Here is an 18,558-nt window from a genome sequence, read left to right as displayed (position 1 = left end):
ATAGCGTCGGTTGAACTCCCCGGGCATCCCAACCGGCAAAGGTACCGGCCAGAAACCCCGGACAAACAGCCAACCGCCGCCCGCGCTTCTCTTTCTTCTCGATCTTCAGTTCTCAAAAAACACGCCGAACCCTCCAAACGGAGACAGTCCCGCGCCGGGTCGGGCGGCAAAAGCCGCAGAACCCTCGGATCATGCTTCGCGCCAAAGGCGCCGCTGTCCGTGATAAACAAACCGAAGGGCCGAAACTCCGGAGCGAGCGGTGCCGCTCGCCGGCGGCGCCCTCGCCGTCGATGACCGGCTTATAGAACCACCCGACCTCAAAGGTCAACAGGGGCGATCGCATCCGAATCCGGCGCCTTCCGTCCTCCTCAGATGGTGAAAAGGCATCGCCATTTCAATGGCTTGAACGTTCATCCCGGCGTCGCCAGGCCGACATCTGCCGGACAAAATTTTTCGACCGCGGTCGATTTTTTTTGGCCGGTCGGAACGCGGAACGGCCCGCCCGGAGGGTCCGGACGGGCCGTTCGCCGATCGTTTCGGTGTTCGCCGGGCTGTCAGACGAGGCGGGCGTCGAGGCTGACCTTGATGGCACCGAGCGCCTTCGAAACGGGGCAGCCGGCCTTGGCCTTGTCGGCGAGCTCGCGGAAGGTGCCCTCCTCGATGCCCGGCACCTTGGCTTCCAGGGTGATCGCGCTCTCGGTGATCTCGAAGCCGGCCGAGGCCTGCTCGACGCTGACGACGGCGCGCGCCTTCAGCTCCTCCGCCGGTGTGCCGTTCTCGGCGAGGAAATGCGAGAGCTGCATGGCGAAGCAGCCGGCATGGGCGGCGGCGAGCAGCTCTTCCGGGTTGGTGCCGGACTTGCCGGTCTCATCCTGGAAGCGCGCCTTGAAGGAATAGCCGTGGTCGCTGAGCGCGCCGGACTGCGTGGTGAGCGAACCGGTGCCGTCGCCGAGAGCGCCGCGCCAGATTGCGGTTGCATGCCGTTTCATGTGCGTCTCCGGTTGAAGTGGACCTCCCGCCCGATCCGGGAAAGGCCGTTTTCGATGGGCGGGTAAGTTGGAAGCTGGGCGCGAATGTCCATGCCTCCCGGCCGATCCGGGGGCGCGGCGCGGCAACGCGTCCTTCATCGCGCCGGGCTAGTCTGGAAGGCGGGCCGTTCGGCGCCCATCTTCTTCGACGACGAGCGGAAGGCAGGGATGAGCGAATCGATTCTGGTCATCGGAGCGCCCGACCTTCTCGCGGAAAAGGCGGCCTGGCTCGACGAGCTGCGCGACACCAAGCGCTCGGGCGAGAACACGCTCGAGGCCTACGAGCGCGACGCCCGTCAGTTCCTCGCCTTCATGACGAGCTATCTCGGCCGCCCGACGAAGCTGTCCGATCTCGTCGCGCTGCGCCCGACGGACCTTCGCGCCTTTCTCGCCGAGCGCCGGCGCGAGGGCGCGGGCGCGCGCACGCTCGGCCGCTCGCTGTCGGGCCTGCGCTCCTTCCTGCGCTTTCTGGAGCGGCGGGGCCTCGCCTCGTCCGCCGGCGCCAAGGCGATGCGCGCGCCCAAGACGCCGAAGTCGCTGCCGAGGCCCCTGACGGTGGACGACGCGCTCGCGGTCGCCGACGAGGGCGGGGCGCTCGCGACGGAGCCCTGGATCGGCGCGCGCGACACGGCCGTCCTCACCCTCCTCTACGGCTGCGGGCTGCGCATCTCGGAAGCGCTCGACCTTCCCGGCGACGCGCTTCTCGACCCCCTCGCCCGCTCCATGCGGGTGACGGGCAAGGGCAACAAGACGCGGCTCGTGCCGCTGCTGCCGGCCGTGTCCCAGGCCGTCGCCGAGTACCGGCGGCTCTGCCCCTATCACCTCCACGCCGGCGAGCCGCTGTTTCGCGGCGCGCGCGGCGGGCCGCTGCGGCCGCAGATCATCCAGCGCGCCATGGCGCGGCTGCGCGGCGCGCTCGGCCTGCCCGAATCGGCGACGCCGCACGCGCTGCGCCATTCCTTCGCGACGCATCTCCTGGCGGGCGGCGGCGACCTGCGCGCCATCCAGGACCTTCTCGGCCATGCCAGCCTGTCGACGACGCAAGGCTATACCGCCGTCGACGGGGCGCGGCTGCTTTCGATCTACGACGGCGCGCACCCCCGCGCCCGCCGGCCGCGCGCGGCCCTTTCCTCCAGCGAGCCCGTTCGATGACCACGCTTCTGCGCCGCCGCGTCCTGGCCGGCACCCTGTCGCTTCTCGCCCTCGGCGCACCCCTGCCCGCTTCGTCCCAGGGACCGGACGCGGCGCTGCCGGGCGCGGTGGAAACCCGGGAGGCGGGCACCTGCGGCGGGCGCGACATCACCGCCGAGCTCGCCGCCGACGGACGCCTCGCCGCCGTCGAGGCCAAGGCGCGCGCCATTCCGAACGGCGAGGGCAAGCTCTTCCGCATCGAGAAGGCGGGGGTGCCCGCCTCCTATCTCTTCGGCACGATGCACCTGACCGATCCGCGCGTCCAGGCGCTGCCGCCGCAGGCCGAGGCGGCTTTCGCCGGGGCGGACACGCTGGTGATCGAGACGCTCGACGTGCTCGATCCGGCCAAGAGCGCGGCCGCCATGTTCGCCAAGCCGGACCTCACCTACCTGCCGCCCGGGCAGACCCTCGCCGACCTCCTCGACCCGGAGGAGGAGGCGCTCGTGCGCACCGCGCTCGACAAGAAGGGCGTGCCCTTCACCGCCGTCGAGCGGCTGCAGCCCTGGTTCGTCGGGGCGAGCCTGATGCTGCCGCCCTGCGAGGCCGAGCGCGCACAGGGCGGGGCGACCGTGCTCGACGTGACGCTCGCGCACCGCGCCGAAGCGGACAAGAAGGCGGTGAAGGGGCTCGAATCGGCGACGGAACAGCTCGAAGCCATGGCCTCGCTGCCGATCGACATCCAGGTCGAATCGCTCGTCTCGACCCTCGCCTTCGCCGACCGCCTGCCGGATGTCCTGGAAACCATGGTCAACCTCTACCTCGACGGAAAGATCGCCGAGATCACCCCCGTCGTCGAAGCCGCCATGCCGGAAAGCGCCTCGGGCCTCGGCTCGGGCGAGGCCTATGCCGCCTTCGAGGAGCGCATCGTGACGGTGCGCAACAAGACCATGATCGAGCGCGTCGAGCCGATCCTCGCGAACGGCGACGTCTTCGTCGCCGTCGGCTCCCTCCACCTGCCCGGCCAGGAAGGCCTCGTCGAGCTGCTGCGCGCCGACGGCTGGACCGTCACGCGGGCGGACTGAGGGGTCGCGCCTCAAGGCAGGGGACGCCGTCCCCTGCACCCCAGCCAGGGGAAATGATTTCCCCTGGACCCCTTTCCATATGGCGGGTCCAGTCCCGGCAGGGGGCATTGCCCCCTGCCGGGACTGGAAATGTGCCCAAATGAAAAGAAGGGTCCGGGAATTCCTTCCCGGGCAGGGACCGGGGCGGCAGCCCCGCCATGCAGCGCCGGCCCCTCAGCCGCTCACGAGTGGATGGGCTTGGCGAAGGTGGCGAAGGCGGCCTCGCGGACGGCTTCGGACATGGTGGGGTGGGCGTGGCAGGTGCGCGCCAGGTCTTCGGAGGACCCGCCGAACTCCATGAGGACGGCGGCTTCGGCGATCATGTCGCCGGCGCCGAAGCCCATGATGTGGACGCCGAGCACCTTGTCGGTGGCCTTGTCGGCGAGGATCTTCACGAAGCCGTCGGTGTGGAGCATGGCGCGGGCGCGGCCGTTGGCGGTGAAGGAGAACTTGCCGGTGTTGTACGGCGTGCCGGCGGCCTTCAGCTCCTCCTCGGTCAGGCCGACGGAGGCGATCTCGGGGGAGGTGTAGACCACCGAGGGAATGACGCCGTAGTTCACGTGGCCGTGCTGGCCGGCGAGGATCTCGGCCAGCGCGACGCCCTCGTCCTCGGCCTTGTGGGCGAGCATCGGGCCTTTCACGACGTCGCCGATGGCGTAGATGCCGTCGACGTTGGTCTTGTAGTGGGCGTCGATCTCGACGCGGCCGGCCTTGTCGCGGGCGACGCCGACTTCATCGAGGCCGAGGCCGTCGGTGAAGGGCTTGCGGCCGGTGGCGACGAGGACGACGTCGGCCTCGAGGGTCTGGGCCTCGCCGCCCTTGGCGGGCTCGAAGGTGACCTTGGCGGCCGAGCCGGTGGACTCGACGGCCGTGACCTTGGCGCCGAGGTGGAAGGTCATGCCCTGCTTGGCAAGGATCTTCTGGAACTGGGTGGAGATCTCGGCGTCGGTGGGGCCGAGGATCTTGTCGAGGTACTCGACGACCGTGACCTTGGCGCCGAGCCGCTGCCAGACGGAGCCGAGCTCGAGGCCGATCACGCCGCCGCCGACCACCACGAGGCGCTCGGGCACCTTCGGGAGCGCGATGGCGTCGTCGGAGGACACGATCGTCTTGCCGTCGAAGGCGACGTTCAGCCCGGGGATGCCGGCAACGACCGAGCCGGTGGCGATGCAGATGCTCTTGGTCTTCAGCGTCTGCTTGGAGCCGTCTTCGGCCGTGACCTCGACCGCGCCGGGCGCGGCGATGCGGCCGGTTCCGATGATGCCGGTGATCTTGTTCTTCTTGAACAGGAAGGCGATGCCGTCGACGTTCTGCTTAACCGTCGTGTCCTTGTGGGCGAGCATGGCGGGGAGGTCGAGCTCCGGGCTCACCTTGATGCCGAGCTTGGCGAAGGAGTGGTTGGCCTCCTCGAACATTTCGGAGGCGTGGAGGAGCGCCTTGGACGGAATGCAGCCGACGTTGAGGCAGGTGCCGCCGTAGGTCTTGCGCTTCTCGACCACGGCCACTTTCAGGCCGAGCTGCGCCGCCTTGATCGCGCAGACGTAGCCGCCGGGACCGGAGCCGATCACGACGAGGTCGAAGGCGGAGGATGCGTCGGACATTGGGAACTACTCTATGGGGTTGGCCGGAAGCGGCTGTGAGACAGATGGGTGGTCGATCAAAGGAGATCGAGAAGGACGAGCAGGATGCCGAGGATCGACACCATGTAGACGAGCGAGCGGACCATCGGCACGCCCTTGAGGTAGAGCGGCAGGTAGACGATGCGGCCGACGAACCAGAGCCAGACGCCGATCTCGGACAGCGTGCCGTCGCGGCCGGAGACGACCACCGCGACCACCGCGGCGATGAAGGCCGGATAGGTTTCCTTGAAGTTGGCGAGCGCCCGCTCGGCGCGGCCGGCGGTGACGCCGAGGGGCTTGGGGCTCCCGTCGCGGGGACCGGCGTTCCAGTCGCTCCCCCGCTCGCGCGTGGCGGTGAAGCCCTGAATGCCGATGTGGACGAGCAGCAGGACCACGGACCAGGCGAGCAGCACCAGCTCGGTCGGCATGTCGGTCATCTCGGGCATGGGATGGTCTCCGGTCGGGGGTGGGGCGTCAGCCGTGCATCTTCTCGGTGGCGAGCTTGAAGCCGAGGCCGATGAAGACGAGGCCGGTCGCGCGGGAGATCCAGCGGCCGGCGCGGCGGAAACCGTCGCGCACGGCCGGGATGGTGAAGAAGACGGACACGCCGACGAACCACAGGATGAGCGCCGAGGCCATCACGAGGCCGTAGCCGAACTTGACGCTGGCCGGCGTCGACAGGCTGACGAGCGAGGAGAACAGCGACAGAAAGAAGACCACGGGCTTGGGGTTCAGCGCGTTGGTCAGGAAGCCGATGCCGAAGGCCTTGGCGCCGGACATGGTACGGGCGGGCTCGACCGCGTCCGGCTCGGGCATTTCGGGCATGGAGGCGTCGCGCAGCGAGCGCCAGCCGAGCCAGAAGAGGTAGGCCGCGCCGGCATACTTCACGAGGTTGAAGGCGAAGACCGACTGCGAGACGATGAGCCCGAGGCCGAGGATCGTGTAGGAGATGTGGAACAGGAGCGCGACGCCGATGCCGAGGCTCGTCCAGATCGCGGCGCGCCGGCCGTGGACGATCGACTGGCGCATGACCATGGCGAGGTCCGCCCCCGGCACGACGATGACGAAGGAGAACACCGCCATCAGCGCGGCGAGTTCCAGGACGTAGGGGTTCACTGCTTCGGCTCCTTGTCGGCGATGCGCGGGCGTGCGTCGGCTTCCTCGAAGACGCCGAAGCTGGTGACGAGGCGGGCGGGCTCGCCGCTCGCGTCGAAGCCCCAATAGGATGCGTAGTAGCCGTCGCCGAAGCCGGAATGGAAGAGAGCGACGTTGAGGTCGTCCGCGAAGGCGAAGCGGTGGTCGGCGGCCGGCTCCATGGCGAGGGCAGCGTCGAGGAGGGTCGTCTCGCCGTAGCTGGTCTCGCCGGCGTTCATGCGCGCGTCTTCGTGGTCTGCCAGCGCCTTCTGCGCGGCCTCGTCGCAGAAGCAGCCGGTGCCGGCGTCAACGCCGTAGCCGGAGATCATGTCGCCGACCATCTCCGGAATGATGGACTCGTCGGTCAGCGCGATCTGCCAGCGCGCGACGGGCGTTTCGGACAGGCGCAGCTCGGCGAGGCCGACGCGCTCGCCCCAGTCGTTGTCGAGGTCGATGTAGACGCGCACCGGGTGCCGGCCGGTCGGGACGCTGCGGGCGAGGGGCGGGTGGTCGCCGAGGCCGACCAGGGGATCGCAGGCGACGATGCGGCCGGTCGGGCAGGCGAGCTGCGAGACCGAACGGCGCTCGATGCGGCGCGCGGCGAGATCGGCGTCGGAAAGGTCGGTGCGGCGCAGGGCCGAAAGGGTGGCGCCGGTCGGAACGCCCGGCTCCGCGCCCGCGTGGAGCCGCCGGTTCGCGCCCGATCCGTCGGAAGCGCCGAGATCGATCACGAGGCGCGCCGGGCGGCCTTCGGCGTCGAGGCCCCAATAGGAGGCGAAGGCTTCCCGATACAGGGACGGCGGATTGAACAAAGCGAGGTTGACGTCCGGCGCGAAGGAGAAGCGCAGCTCCCGCACGACCTCGATATCGGCCGTGGCCTTTGAAAGCTGCTTCGAAACCGGCGAGGCGCTGGCCAGGATCCCGACGAAGCCGGCAAAGCCGAAGGCGGAGCGCACAGCGGCGTCGCAGAGGCCGACCGGAGACCCAGCGGCCTTGAGGCTGGCGACGGGTGCCGCGCTCGCGCCTGAGACATCCGGCGCATCGAAGGTGGCGAGTTCCCAGCGCAGGACCGGCGCATCCGAGATTCGCAGCTCGGCGAGACAGGCTCGGTCCTCGAAGCCGTGAGTGTCCGGCTCTTCATAGGCAAAGGCGGTGTAGCGGCCGGGCGGGACCCGCCGCGCGAAGAGGAGGGCGTTTGACAGCTCGGAGGCCGCTTCGCCGGCGAGAAGCCGGCCGCTCGGGCATTCGAGCGCGGCGACGGCGTGGCGCCGGACACCAAGCGCCGCGAGCTCCGCTTCGCCGAGGCCCGTCAATTCGAGCGCCGACAGGACGAGGCCGGACGGCCGCTCCGGCGGCTCCTGACCGGCGGCGCGGGGCGTGCCGCCGGTCAGGAGCAGCGCCCCTGCGAGAGCCGAGGCGCCGCGAAGCAGGGTGCGCCGGAACGGCCGGACGAGGGAGGCGTCGAGCATGGTCATGAACTGCCTCCCCCTTGAAACCGGCTTCGTGTCCCGGCGCTTTCCGTCCTCTTACAGGTCGAGAACGAGGCGCTCCGGGTCTTCCAGGCTTTCCTTGACGCGCACGAGGAAGGTCACGGCTTCCTTGCCGTCGACGATCCGGTGATCGTAGGAGAGCGCGAGGTACATCATCGGGCGGATCTCGATCTTGCCCCCGATCACCATCGGCCGCTCCTGGATCTTGTGCATGCCGAGGATGCCCGACTGCGGCGCGTTCAGGATCGGCGTCGACATCAAGGAGCCGTAGACGCCGCCATTGGTGATCGTGAAGGTGCCGCCCTGCATGTCCGACATCGACAGCGAACCGTCGCGTGCGGCCTTGGCGAGGCGCCCGAGCTCCTTCTCGATGCCGGCGATCGAGAGCTGGTCGGCGTCGCGCACGACGGGCACGACGAGGCCCTTGTCGGTGCCGACCGCCATGCCGACGTGGCAGTAGTTCTTGTAGATCAGCTCGTTGCCGTCGATCTCGGCATTGACCGCCGGGATCTCCTTCAGGGCGTGCGTCACCGCCTTGGTGAAGAAGCCCATGAAGCCGAGCTTCACGCCGTGCTTCTTCTCGAAGACGTCCTTGTAGCGGTTGCGCAGCGCCATCACGGCCGTCATGTCCACCTCGTTGAAGGTGGTGAGCATGGCGGCGGTGTTCTGCGCGTCCTTCAGCCGCTTGGCGATGGTCTGGCGCAGGCGGGTCATCTTGACCCGCTCCTCGCGCGCCGCGTCGTCGCCGCTGGACGGCGCGCGGGCGGCGGCGGGGATCGCCGGCTTCTCGGGCGTGGACGAGGGCGCACCGCGGGCGATCGCGGCGAGGACGTCGCCCTTCAGCACCTGGCCGCGCTTGCCGGTGCCCTCGACGTCCGACACGTTGTTGTCGGCCATCAGCTTCTGCGCCGACGGGGCGGCGGGCATCGAGCCGCCGGCCGAGCCGTTGGAGGCGCCAGCGGGCGCGGCCTGCGGCGCGGGCGAAGCGCCGGCCGAGCCGTAGTCGCTCTTCGGCGCGGCGGCCGCGGCGGCCGCCGGCTCGGCCTTGGCGGGCGCGGGGGCGGCGGCCGCGGGCTTGGCGGCACCGCTTCCCTCACCCTCGCCGATCACGCCGATCAGCGCGCCGACCTCGACGGTCTCGCCTTCCTTGACGACGATCTCCTGCAGCACGCCGGCGGCGGGCGCGGGCACTTCCACGGTCACCTTGTCGGTCTCGAGCTCGGCGATGGTCTCGTCCGCCTCGACCCGGTCGCCCGGCTTCTTGAACCACTGGCCGATCGTGGCCTCGGTGACGCTTTCCCCGAGCGTGGGGACCTTGATTTCGGTGGCCATGGGTCTGACCGTCTCCTCGTCGATAGTCTTCTGGTTCGGTGTCCTCGGGGCGGCGCGTCAGGCGCTCGGCTCCGCGGGGCGGCGGTGGGGTGGTCTGGGCGGGCAAGACTGGCCCGGGCATCTTGCCCCGGACCGGTCTCGCATGTCAGCCGAGCGCGTCTTCCAGGAAGGCGGAGAGCTGGGCGAGGTGCTTGGACATGGTGCCCGCGGCCGGCGAGGCCGCCGCCTGGCGCCCGGCATAGCGCACGCGCTTCTTCTCGGCGCCGATATGGTCGAGCACCCATTCGAGATAGGGATCGATGAAGCTCCAGGCGCCCATGTTCTTGGGCTCCTCCTGGCACCACACCATCTCGGCGCCCTTGAAGCGCGAGAGCTCGTTGATCAGCGCCTTGGCCGGGAACGGGTAGAGCTGCTCGAGGCGCAGGAGGTAGACGTCGTCGATCCCCCGCTTCTCGCGCTCCTCGAAGAGGTCGTAATAGACCTTGCCCGTGCACATCACGACGCGGCGGATCTTGTCGTCCTTGACGAGCTTGATGCCGCTCGCGTCCTTGTTGCGCTCCGCATCGTCCCACAGGAGGCGGTGGAAGCTCGTGTCGCCGGTCATCTCCGAGAGCTGCGAGACCGCCCGCTTGTGACGCAGCAGCGACTTCGGGGTCATCAGGATCAGCGGCTTGCGGAAGTCGCGCTTCAGCTGCCGGCGAAGGGCATGGAAGTAGTTCGCCGGCGTCGTGATGTTGGCGACCTGCATGTTGTCCTCCGCGCAGAGCTGGAGGAAGCGCTCCAGCCTCGCGGAGGAGTGCTCGGGCCCCTGCCCCTCGTAGCCGTGCGGCAGGAGCATCACGAGGCCGGACATGCGCAGCCACTTCTTCTCGCCCGACGAGATGAACTGGTCGATGACGACCTGCGCGCCGTTCACGAAGTCGCCGAACTGCGCTTCCCAGAGGGTCAGCGCGTGCGGCTCCGCGAGGGAATAGCCGTACTCGTAGCCGAGCACCGCTTCTTCCGAGAGCATGGAGTTGATGACGTCGTAGGCCGCCTGCCCCTTGGCGAGGTTCTGCAGCGGCACGTAGCGCGTCTCGTCCTCCTGGTCGTAGACGACCGAGTGGCGCTGGGAGAAGGTGCCGCGCTCGACGTCCTGGCCCGACAGGCGCACCGGGTGGCCTTCCGTCAGCAGCGTGCCGAAGGCCAGCGCCTCGCCGGTCGCCCAGTCGATGTTCTCGCCGGACTCGATCGCCTTGGCGCGCGCGTCCATGAAGCGGCCGATGGTCTTGTGGAGGTTGAAGCCCTCCGGCACGCGGGTGAGCTTCTGCCCGATCTCGCGCAGGGTCTTGATCGGCACGCCGGTGATGCCGCGGCGCGGCTCGTCGGCGGTCTCGGCGCGGCGCAGGCCCGTCCAGGCGCCGTCCAGCCAGTCGGCCTTGTTGGGGTGGTAGCTGCCCCCGGCCTCGAACTCGCCGTCGAGGTGGCGGCGCCATTCGGCGCGGCGCTCGTCGATCTCGGCCTGGGAGAGCGTGCCGGCGGAAACGAGCTTCTTGGAGTAGAGCTCCAGCGTCGTCTCGTGGCCGCGGATGGTCTTGTACATGATGGGCTGCGTGAAGCCCGGCTCGTCGCCCTCGTTGTGGCCGAAGCGGCGGTAGCAGAACATGTCGATCACGACCGGCTTCTTGAACAGCATCCGGTACTCGATCGCGACCTTGGCCGCGAAGACCACGGCTTCCGGATCGTCGCCGTTGACGTGGAAGATCGGCGCCTCGACCATCTTGGCGACGTCGGACGGATAGGGCGAGGAGCGCGACAGGCGCGGATTGGTCGTGAAGCCGATCTGGTTGTTGATGATGAAGTGGATCGAGCCGCCGGTGCGGTGGCCGCGAAGCCCCGACAGGCCGAAGCACTCGGCGACGACGCCCTGGCCGGCGAAGGCCGCGTCGCCGTGGATCAGCAGCGGCAGCACCTGGGCGCGGGTTTCCAGCGGCACGATCTCGGTGCGGGTGCGCCCGGCGATCTGGTCCTGCTTGGCGCGCGCCTTTCCGAGCACCACGGGATTGACGATCTCGAGGTGCGAGGGGTTGGCGGTCAGCGACAGGTGGACCTTGTTGTCGTCGAACTCGCGATCGGCCGAGGCGCCGAGATGGTACTTGACGTCACCCGAACCCTCGACGTCCTCGGGCTGGAAGGACCCGCCCTTGAACTCGTTGAAGATCGCCCGGTGCGGCTTGCCCATGACTTGGGACAGGACGTTGAGGCGGCCGCGATGGGCCATGCCGAGGATGATCTCGGTGAGGCCGAGCTGGCCGCCGCGCTTGATGATCTGCTCGAGCGCCGGGATCAGCGCCTCGCCGCCGTCGAGGCCGAAGCGCTTGGTGCCCTTGTACTTGACGTCGAGGAACTTCTCGAAGCCTTCCGCCTCGATCAGCTTGTTGAGGATCGCGCGCTTGCCCTGGTCGGTGAAGGCGACGCCCTTGTCCGGCCCCTCGATGCGCTCCTGGATCCAGCGCTTCTCTTCAGGGTTCGAGATGTGCATGAACTCGACGCCGACCGTCGAGCAGTAGGTCCGCTCCAGGATGTCCACCATCTGGCGGATGCTGGCGAACTCGACGCCGAGGACGTTGTCGATGAAGATCGGGCGGTCGTAGTCGGCGGCGGTGAAGCCGTAGTTCTCCGGGGAAAGCTCGTTGTAGTCCTCGTCCGCGGCCTTGGCGAGGCCGAGCGGGTCGAGCTTGGCGTGGAGGTGGCCGCGCACGCGGTAGGCGCGGATCAGCATGAGGGCGCGCACGCTGTCGCGCGCGGCCTGCGTCACCGCCTTCGGGTCGATCGCCGCGCCGGCCTGCGCCGCCTTGTCCTTGACCTTGGCCTCGATGCGCTTCTCGGCCTCGGGCCAGTTGCCGTCGAGGGCCGAGACGAGCTCGCCGTTGGCCGCGATCGGCCAGTTGGCGCGCTGCCAGGAGGCGCCTTCGGCGTTCTTGACCACCGTGGCCTTGTCGTCGCCCAGCGCGCCGAAGAAGGACCGCCACTCCTCCGACACGGAGGACGGGTCGGCCTCGTAGCGCGCCGCCAGCTCCTCGATGTAGTCGGCATTGCCGCCGTACAGGAAGGAGGTCTGCGCGAAGGTGTCGTTCGCCGGACTGCGTGACATGGTTTCTCGCGGCCCGGACAAGGGGGCCGTCTCCCTGGATCGTTCCGTTTGGGCGCGCGGCTCTTCAAGAAGCCGCCGCGCCCGCTCATACTCAAACACGTAGGCCCGCATTCGCGCGGGGTATCCGCCCGAGCCTCGCGCGCGTCATTGACACGCGAAGCTTGCGGCGGGCGGACGAGGCCGAAGCGCCTGCCGCCTCGGAGCGTCGGCGGGCCTCGCCGGAGGCCTCAGCCCTTCAGCACCTCGAGCAGCGTCGTGCCGAGGCGGGCCGGGCTCGGCGAGACGCGGATGCCGGCCCGCTCCATCGCCGCGATCTTCGACTCCGCATTGCCCTTGCCGCCCGAGACCACCGCGCCGGCATGGCCCATGGTGCGGCCCTTCGGGGCGGTACGCCCGGCGATGAAGCCGGCCATCGGCTTCTTGCGGCCGCGCTTGGCCTCGTCGAGGAGGAACTGCGCCGCGTCCTCTTCGGCCGAGCCGCCGATCTCGCCGATCATGATGATCGACTGCGTCTCGTCGTCGGCGAGGAACAGCTCGAGCACGTCGATGAACTCGGTGCCCTTCACCGGATCGCCGCCGATGCCGACGGCCGTGGACTGGCCGAGGCCGGCATTGGTGGTCTGGAAGACCGCCTCGTATGTAAGCGTTCCCGAGCGCGATACGATGCCGACATTGCCCTTCTTGAAGATGTTGCCGGGCATGATGCCGATCTTGCACTCGTTCGGCGTCAGGATGCCGGGGCAGTTGGGTCCCAGCAGCCGCGACTTGGACGTCTCCAGGCGCGCCTTGACCGTCACCATGTCCGAGACCGGGATGCCTTCGGTGATGCAGACGATGAAGGGGATCTCGGCCTCGATCGCTTCGATGATCGCGGCGGCCGCGCCCGCCGGCGGCACGTAGACGACGGACGCGTCGGCGCCGGTCGCCTCCTTGGCCTCGGCGACGGAGGCGAAGATCGGCAGCGTCTCGCCTTCCGAGCCCGTCCAGCTCTCGCCGCCCTTCTTCGGGTGGACGCCGGCGACCATCTGCGTGCCGTGGTAGCGCAGCGCCTGCTCGGTGTGGAAGGTGCCGGTCTTGCCGGTCAGGCCCTGCACGATGATCTTGGTGTTCTTGTCGACGAGGATGGACACGCTTCAGTCCTTCGGGTTTCGGCCTTGAGCAGGCGCTTCTATCAGGAACGGGGCGCTTCAGGGCGCCGGCTTGGGTGGAGGCGGCGGCTCGACGCGCACGGACCGGTTCATGACCAGCGACACGCCCTGGTCGCCGAGGGGCACGGACATCATGGTGACGACCTGGTCCTGCTCGTCGAGAAAGCTCCAGGTGCCGATCAGGGGATGGGCCAGTCCGTTGAGGAGGCCCGGAAGCACGCCCTCGATGCCGGTCAGGGGGCTTGTATCCAGGCCGGCCGGCGGGTCGCCGATCAGCTGCAGATTGCAGCTCGCGGAGGTGAGGTGGGGGAAGTTCACCTTGTTGACGAGCAGGAAGAGCGAGTCGAAGTCGTCCTGCGCCTTCGAGAGGCTGACGCTGCCGAGGGCGGCCAGGGCGGCCTCCTCGAGGAGGCCCCCCTCGGCCGGCGAGCTCGCCCAGCCTCGCTTGCCGGCCTCCGCCACGGCGGACGGAAAATCCAGCATGGCGCGCGAGCAGATCGCGACGAAGTCGGCGAGGAGCGGGTGAGCGCCGTCCGGCGCGGCGACCGGCAGGACGACGTGGGCGGGCGCCTGGGCACCGGCCGGCGTCGCAGCGGCGAGCCCGGCGCCCAGCACCAGGGCTCCCAGGCGGGCGAGCCTCGCCGAAACGGTGCTGGTGGGAGCGGCGCTCGTCACGGTCTGTCCGGTCTCACAGGAAAGGGTTGACGACGCGGACGGAGCCGCAGCTCTGCCCAGGGGCGAGGTCTTCGCAAGGCACCGCCGCCGCTTCGAGCCGCTCGGCCGCGGCGACGATGCCGACGTTTCCTCTCAGCCGACCGCCGCGACGATCTTCTTGGCGGCGTCGTCGAGGTCGTCCGCCGCGGTGATGGCGAGGCCGCTCTCGTTGAGGATGGCCTTGCCCTTCTCGACGTTGGTGCCCTCGAGGCGCACGACGAGCGGGACGGTGAGCCCGACGTCCTTCACGGCCGCGACGACGCCCTCGGCGATGACGTCGCAGCGCATGATGCCGCCGAAGATGTTGACGAGGATGCCCTTCACGTTCGGATCGGCGGTGATGATCTTGAAGGCCGCGGTGACCTTCTCCTTGGAGGCGCCGCCGCCGACGTCGAGGAAGTTCGCCGGCTCCTTGCCGTAGAGCTTGATGATGTCCATCGTCGCCATGGCGAGGCCCGCGCCGTTGACCATGCAGCCGATGTCGCCGTCGAGCGCGACGTAGGCGAGGTCGTACTTGGAGGCCTCGATCTCCTTGGCGTCCTCTTCCGTCGTGTCGCGCAGCGCCTTGACGTCCTCGTGGCGGAACAGGGCGTTGCCATCGAAGGAAACCTTGGCGTCGAGGACGCGCAGGTGGCCGTCCGTCATGACGATCAGCGGGTTCACCTCGAGAAGGCTCATATCCTTCTCGACGAAGGCCTTGTAGAGCGCCGGAAACAGGCTCTTGCCGTCCTCGCGCGCCGCGCCCTGGAGGCCGTAGGCGTCGGAGATCCTGGCGACGTCGGCCTCCGTCACGCCAGTGAGCGGGTCGATGGCGACGGTGACGATCTTCTCGGGCGTGTCGTGGGCGACGGCCTCGATGTCCATGCCGCCTTCCGTCGAGACGACGAAGGCGACGCGGCCGACCGAGCGGTCGACGAGGAGCGAGAGGTAGAGCTCGCGGTCGATGTCGGCGCCGTCCTCGATGTAGAGGCGGTTCACCTGCTTGCCGGCGTCGCCCGTCTGGGCGGTGACGAGCGTGTTGCCCAGCATCTCCTTGGCGTGGGCGACGGCTTCCTCGACCGACTTGGCGAGGCGCACGCCGCCCTTGGCATCGGGGCCGAGCTCCTTGAACTTGCCCTTGCCGCGGCCGCCGGCGTGGATCTGGCTCTTCACGACGTAGAGGGGACCGGGAAGCTGCCGGGCGGCGGCCTCGGCCTCGTCGGCCGAGGTGATGGCGACGCCCTTGGCGACGGGTGCGCCGAAGCCCTTGAGGAGCTCCTTGGCCTGGTACTCGTGGATGTTCATCGAATGGGTTCCCGGCTTGTCGCGGAAGGGGTCAGGAGGACGAGGGGCCGCGAAACGCCGCGGCCACCCCGGCAGACTGGATCAGGCAAGGCTCGGGGCGATGCCGCGGCAGGCGTCCATCAGGCCCTTCACCGAGCCGACGGACTTCTCGAACTGCGCCTTCTCCTCGCCGTCGAGGGTGATCTCGACGACGCGCTCGACGCCGCCGGCGCCGATCACGACGGGCACGCCGACGTAAAGGTCGTCGAGGCCGTACTGGCCGGTCAGCGCGGCGGCGGCGGGCAGGACGCGCTTCTTGTCCTTCAGGAAGCTCTCGGCCATCTCGATCGCCGAGGCCGCCGGCGCGTAGTAGGCCGAACCGGTCTTGAGGAGGCCGACGATCTCGGCGCCGCCGTCGCGGGTGCGCTGGACGATGGCGTCGAGCTTCTCCTGGCTTGTCCAGCCCATCTTGACGAGGTCGGGCAGCGGGATGCCGGCCACCGTCGAGTAGCGCACCAGCGGCACCATGGTGTCACCGTGGCCGCCGAGCACGAAGGCGGTCACGTCCTCGACCGAGACGTCGAACTCGGTGGCGAGGAAGTGGCGGAAGCGCGCCGAGTCGAGGACGCCGGCCATGCCGACGACGTGGGTCTTGGGCAGGCCCGAGAACTTCTGCAGCGCCCAGACCATGGCGTCGAGCGGATTGGTGATGCAGATCACGAAGGCGTTCGGGGCGTACTGCTTGATGCCCGCGCCGACGGCTTCCATGACCTTGAGGTTGATGCCGAGGAGATCGTCGCGGCTCATGCCGGGCTTGCGCGGCACGCCGGCGGTGACGATGCAGACATCGGCGCCCTCGATCGCGGAATAATCGTTGGCGCCCGACAAACGAGCGTCGAAGCCCTCGACCGGCCCGGACTGGGCAATGTCGAGCGCCTTGCCCTGGGGCGTGCCCTCGGCGATGTCGAAGAGCACGATGTCGCCGAGCTCCTTGAGGCCGGCGAGGTGGGCGAGCGTGCCGCCGATCATGCCGGAGCCGATGAGTGCGATTTTGTTGCGGGCCATGCCGGGCGGTACTCCCTGTCGCCGGACGCGTCCCGCGCATCCGGCCCGTTGCGATCCGAGCGTCTCGACCGGCGCGCCGGGAAGGGTCGCCCGCGAGCGGAGTTCGCGCGAACGGCGTGGCTTCAACGGGGCCCGTCGCGGCGAGGGGATATATCGCACCGCGCCATTTCGCAACCGCGCCACGGCGCCTCCAACGGTTTCAACCGGTTAGAACGTTCGGCAGTTACGTAAACGTCATATGAAAAGCTTGGCGCGATCAAAATCTCAGCGCCGCCGCGCCCTGTCTAAAATATTTGATGCGACCGGAAGGCGATCGGCTCAGGAGCCGGCCGCGACTGCCTGATCGGAGCCGCCCGGCGCGGGGGCGCTGCGCGCGAGATAGGTTTCGGTGCCCATCTCGTTGAGGCGCGACACCGCGCGGGCGAACTCGAAGGCCTCCGTGCCCGTCGGTCCGGTGTAGAGCTCCGCCGCGGGCGCGGCGGCCGAGAGCACCAGCCGCCGGTCGGCGTCGTAGAAGGCGTCGACGAGGTTGATCAGGCGCTTGGCCTCGTTGCGGCGCGACAGGTCCATCACCGGCACGTCCTCCACCATCACCGTGTGGAAGCGGGCGGCGAGCGCGAGGTAGTCCTGCGCGCCGAGGGGCCTGGCGAGAAGCTCGTCGAAGGTGAAGCGCGCCGCGCCGTTGCCCGCCCGCGGCACCGGCACGAGGCGCCCGAGCACCGACAAGGAGGCCGGGCGCTCGCGCGCCCCGTCGAGAAGCGCCCCCCAGGTCGCGTCCATGCGGGCGCCCGCGTCCGGCCCGAGCGGCGTCACGTAGAGGTCGTCGCGGCCGATGTCGGTCATGCGGTAGTCGGTCGCCGCTTCCAGGCGGAACACGGTGACGTGCGCCTTGAGGAGCTCGACGAAGGGCAGGAACAGGCCGCGGTTGAGCCCGTCCTTGTAGAGGTCGTCCGGAGCGACGTTGGAGGTCGCGACGAGCACGATGCCTTCGGCGAACAGCGCCTTGAACAGGCGCGCGAGGATCATCGCGTCGGCGATGTCGGTGACGGCGAACTCGTCGAAGCACAGGAGCCGCGTCTGGGCCGCGACCTGGGCGGCCACCGGCCCGATCGGGTCGCCGTCGCTCGTCTCGCCCGCCTTCACCGCCGCGCGGTGGGCGGCGATGCGCTCGTGGATCTCGCCCATGAAGGCGTGGAAATGGACGCGGCGCTTGGCGGCGACGGAGCTTTCGCGAAAGAACATGTCCATCAGCATGGTCTTGCCGCGCCCGACGGCGCCGTGGACGTAGACGCCCTTTACGGGTTCGGGCGCTTCGCGCCGGGTCCCGAAGAGCCAGCCGAGCGCGCTCTTCTTGGAGGCGACGGAGGCGCGGCCGAGGCTCGCATCCAGCTCGTCCAGGCGGTCGGCGAGCCGGCGCTGGGCGGGATCCGCCTCGATCTTCCCCTGCGCGATCAGGCGCTCCAGGGCGCCGCGCACGGGTCCGAAGCGGACGGGCTTCGAGGAAGCGGGATCGGTCATGGAGCGGAACGCGGAGCCAGGATCATGCCGCCCAGATGATGTTGCGCCGCGGCGAAAAACAAGGGGCCGGCCGGCATGCTCCCGCCGCTCGTCCCCACCTTCGAGAACGAGGGCGCGATCGCGGGTTCGCGGCGGCGAGCGTGAGCCGCCGCCCGCCCGAACGTGATGTCAGCGATAGATGCTGATCGCCTGGCCGCCGGCGGTGGTGCCCTGGTAGCCGCCGCTGCCGGAGGCCGACAGGCTCGCGACGCTGTTGCCGCTGCCGTCCTTCAGGACGACCTGGCTGCCCGACACGTCCCAGGCGGTGACGTCGGCGACCTGGCCGGGGCAGCCGCGCGAGGCGGCCTTGTAGCCGCCGGTCCACTGGGTGAGCGCCATGAAGATCTGGCAGTTGCCGCCGCCGGCCGACACCTTCCAGGCGCCGGTGACGCTTTCGCGGGTGACGGGCGCCGACGAGGCCGGGGGCGCGGGCGGCGTCGCGGCGGAGCCGGGCGGCAGGGCCGCGACCTGGGCGCCGGGCGCGGTGGCCGGCGCCTCCACCGGCGGCGGGGGCGGCGGAGGCGGGGGCAGGCGGTTCGCCGTCACGGAGGCGACGGGTGCCGGGGTCAGGGGGCCGGGACCGCTCGCCGTGCGGGAGGACGTGCTTCCCCCGCCGACGCATCCCGCGGCGAGCGTCAGCGCCGCGAGCGCGGCACCCATCATCAACTTGCGCGACATCGAAGAGTCATCCCCCGGCTCGATAGGTCAGGTCGGTCGGCTTCGCCGGCCCGGCACGGGCTCGTCGCCCGCCGGCCGTGAAGGCTTTGTCAACCTTTTGAAACGAGCGGGGCGCGGGCCGCAAGTCCGGAATGAAACAATTGCG

General features: G+C 69.5%; 15 protein-coding genes. 2 read left to right on the top strand and 13 right to left on the bottom strand.

Annotation, left to right across the window (positions count from 1 at the left end; all coding sequences use genetic code 11):
- Positions 1-554: 554 nt before the first annotated feature.
- On the bottom strand, positions 555-989 hold the full coding sequence (locus FZN60_RS24710; RefSeq protein WP_158876267.1) for an OsmC family protein: 435 nt from the start codon (positions 987-989) through the stop codon (positions 555-557).
- A gap of 207 nt (positions 990-1,196) precedes the next feature.
- Between FZN60_RS24710 and FZN60_RS24705 the strand changes: the two genes are divergently transcribed.
- Positions 1,197-2,180, top strand: coding sequence for a tyrosine recombinase XerC (locus tag FZN60_RS24705; protein WP_158876265.1), 984 nt, complete (start codon positions 1,197-1,199; stop codon positions 2,178-2,180).
- Positions 2,177-3,241 carry a TraB/GumN family protein gene (locus FZN60_RS24700; protein WP_158876263.1) on the top strand — a complete coding sequence of 355 codons (1,065 nt, stop codon included), beginning with the start codon at positions 2,177-2,179 and terminating at the stop codon, positions 3,239-3,241. The genes FZN60_RS24705 and FZN60_RS24700 overlap by 4 nt, the downstream gene beginning before the upstream one ends.
- A gap of 221 nt (positions 3,242-3,462) precedes the next feature.
- Here the strand turns inward: FZN60_RS24700 and lpdA are convergent, their stop codons facing one another.
- From lpdA to FZN60_RS24640, 12 genes are all read right to left on the bottom strand, one after another.
- Positions 3,463-4,881: a dihydrolipoyl dehydrogenase gene (gene lpdA, locus FZN60_RS24695; RefSeq protein ID WP_158876261.1), complete on the bottom strand. Its 1,419-nt coding sequence runs from the start codon at positions 4,879-4,881 to the stop codon at positions 3,463-3,465.
- A 56-nt stretch (positions 4,882-4,937) separates the two neighbouring features.
- Positions 4,938-5,345, bottom strand: a complete 408-nt coding sequence (locus FZN60_RS24690) for an MAPEG family protein (protein WP_158876259.1) — start codon at positions 5,343-5,345, stop codon at positions 4,938-4,940.
- A 28-nt stretch (positions 5,346-5,373) separates the two neighbouring features.
- Positions 5,374-6,015, bottom strand: a complete 642-nt coding sequence (locus FZN60_RS24685; RefSeq protein ID WP_158876257.1) for a LysE family transporter — start codon at positions 6,013-6,015, stop codon at positions 5,374-5,376.
- On the bottom strand, positions 6,012-7,508 hold the full coding sequence (locus tag FZN60_RS24680; protein ID WP_158876255.1) for a DUF4241 domain-containing protein: 1,497 nt from the start codon (positions 7,506-7,508) through the stop codon (positions 6,012-6,014). Before FZN60_RS24680 ends, FZN60_RS24685 begins: the two co-directional genes overlap by 4 nt.
- 51 nt (positions 7,509-7,559) lie before the next feature.
- On the bottom strand, positions 7,560-8,855 hold the full coding sequence (gene odhB / locus FZN60_RS24675) for a 2-oxoglutarate dehydrogenase complex dihydrolipoyllysine-residue succinyltransferase (RefSeq protein ID WP_158876253.1): 1,296 nt from the start codon (positions 8,853-8,855) through the stop codon (positions 7,560-7,562).
- A 145-nt stretch (positions 8,856-9,000) separates the two neighbouring features.
- Positions 9,001-11,988, bottom strand: coding sequence for a 2-oxoglutarate dehydrogenase E1 component (locus tag FZN60_RS24670; RefSeq protein WP_158876251.1), 2,988 nt, complete (start codon positions 11,986-11,988; stop codon positions 9,001-9,003).
- Positions 11,989-12,215: 227 nt separating this feature from the next.
- Positions 12,216-13,118, bottom strand: coding sequence for a succinate--CoA ligase subunit alpha (gene sucD, locus FZN60_RS24665; RefSeq protein ID WP_158876248.1), 903 nt, complete (start codon positions 13,116-13,118; stop codon positions 12,216-12,218).
- Positions 13,119-13,175: 57 nt separating this feature from the next.
- Positions 13,176-13,811, bottom strand: coding sequence for a hypothetical protein (locus FZN60_RS24660; RefSeq protein WP_158876246.1), 636 nt, complete (start codon positions 13,809-13,811; stop codon positions 13,176-13,178).
- A gap of 132 nt (positions 13,812-13,943) precedes the next feature.
- Positions 13,944-15,134, bottom strand: coding sequence for an ADP-forming succinate--CoA ligase subunit beta (gene sucC, locus FZN60_RS24655; RefSeq protein WP_158876245.1), 1,191 nt, complete (start codon positions 15,132-15,134; stop codon positions 13,944-13,946).
- Between the two features lie 81 nt (positions 15,135-15,215).
- Positions 15,216-16,178 (bottom strand): malate dehydrogenase, encoded by a 963-nt coding sequence (gene mdh, locus FZN60_RS24650; protein WP_158876243.1) that lies wholly within the window; start codon positions 16,176-16,178, stop codon positions 15,216-15,218.
- A gap of 318 nt (positions 16,179-16,496) precedes the next feature.
- A complete protein-coding gene (gene zapE, locus FZN60_RS24645) occupies positions 16,497-17,696 on the bottom strand; it encodes a cell division protein ZapE (protein ID WP_158876241.1) in 1,200 nt (399 codons plus the stop codon).
- Between the two features lie 168 nt (positions 17,697-17,864).
- Positions 17,865-18,413 (bottom strand): protease inhibitor Inh/omp19 family protein, encoded by a 549-nt coding sequence (locus FZN60_RS24640; protein ID WP_199266643.1) that lies wholly within the window; start codon positions 18,411-18,413, stop codon positions 17,865-17,867.
- Between the last annotated feature and the right edge of the window lie 145 nt (positions 18,414-18,558).

Source organism: Antarcticirhabdus aurantiaca (assembly GCF_009765365.1).
Lineage (GTDB): Bacteria > Pseudomonadota > Alphaproteobacteria > Rhizobiales > Rhizobiaceae > Antarcticirhabdus > Antarcticirhabdus aurantiaca.
This window is presented reverse-complemented; position numbering and strand designations above follow the sequence as displayed.

What these genes read in the sequence shown, in the direction of transcription:
- FZN60_RS24640 (WP_199266643.1), bottom strand. Translation starts at nt 18,413, where the DNA reads ATGTCGCGCAAGTTGATGATGGGTGCCGCGCTCGCGGCGCTGACGCTC.
- FZN60_RS24700 (WP_158876263.1), top strand. Translation starts at nt 2,177, where the DNA reads ATGACCACGCTTCTGCGCCGCCGCGTCCTGGCCGGCACCCTGTCGCTT.
- FZN60_RS24670 (WP_158876251.1), bottom strand. Translation starts at nt 11,988, where the DNA reads ATGTCACGCAGTCCGGCGAACGACACCTTCGCGCAGACCTCCTTCCTG.
- mdh (WP_158876243.1), bottom strand. Translation starts at nt 16,178, where the DNA reads ATGGCCCGCAACAAAATCGCACTCATCGGCTCCGGCATGATCGGCGGC.
- sucC (WP_158876245.1), bottom strand. Translation starts at nt 15,134, where the DNA reads ATGAACATCCACGAGTACCAGGCCAAGGAGCTCCTCAAGGGCTTCGGC.
- zapE (WP_158876241.1), bottom strand. Translation starts at nt 17,696, where the DNA reads ATGACCGATCCCGCTTCCTCGAAGCCCGTCCGCTTCGGACCCGTGCGC.
- FZN60_RS24705 (WP_158876265.1), top strand. Translation starts at nt 1,197, where the DNA reads ATGAGCGAATCGATTCTGGTCATCGGAGCGCCCGACCTTCTCGCGGAA.
- FZN60_RS24690 (WP_158876259.1), bottom strand. Translation starts at nt 5,345, where the DNA reads ATGCCCGAGATGACCGACATGCCGACCGAGCTGGTGCTGCTCGCCTGG.
- lpdA (WP_158876261.1), bottom strand. Translation starts at nt 4,881, where the DNA reads ATGTCCGACGCATCCTCCGCCTTCGACCTCGTCGTGATCGGCTCCGGT.
- FZN60_RS24710 (WP_158876267.1), bottom strand. Translation starts at nt 989, where the DNA reads ATGAAACGGCATGCAACCGCAATCTGGCGCGGCGCTCTCGGCGACGGC.
- odhB (WP_158876253.1), bottom strand. Translation starts at nt 8,855, where the DNA reads ATGGCCACCGAAATCAAGGTCCCCACGCTCGGGGAAAGCGTCACCGAG.
- FZN60_RS24680 (WP_158876255.1), bottom strand. Translation starts at nt 7,508, where the DNA reads ATGACCATGCTCGACGCCTCCCTCGTCCGGCCGTTCCGGCGCACCCTG.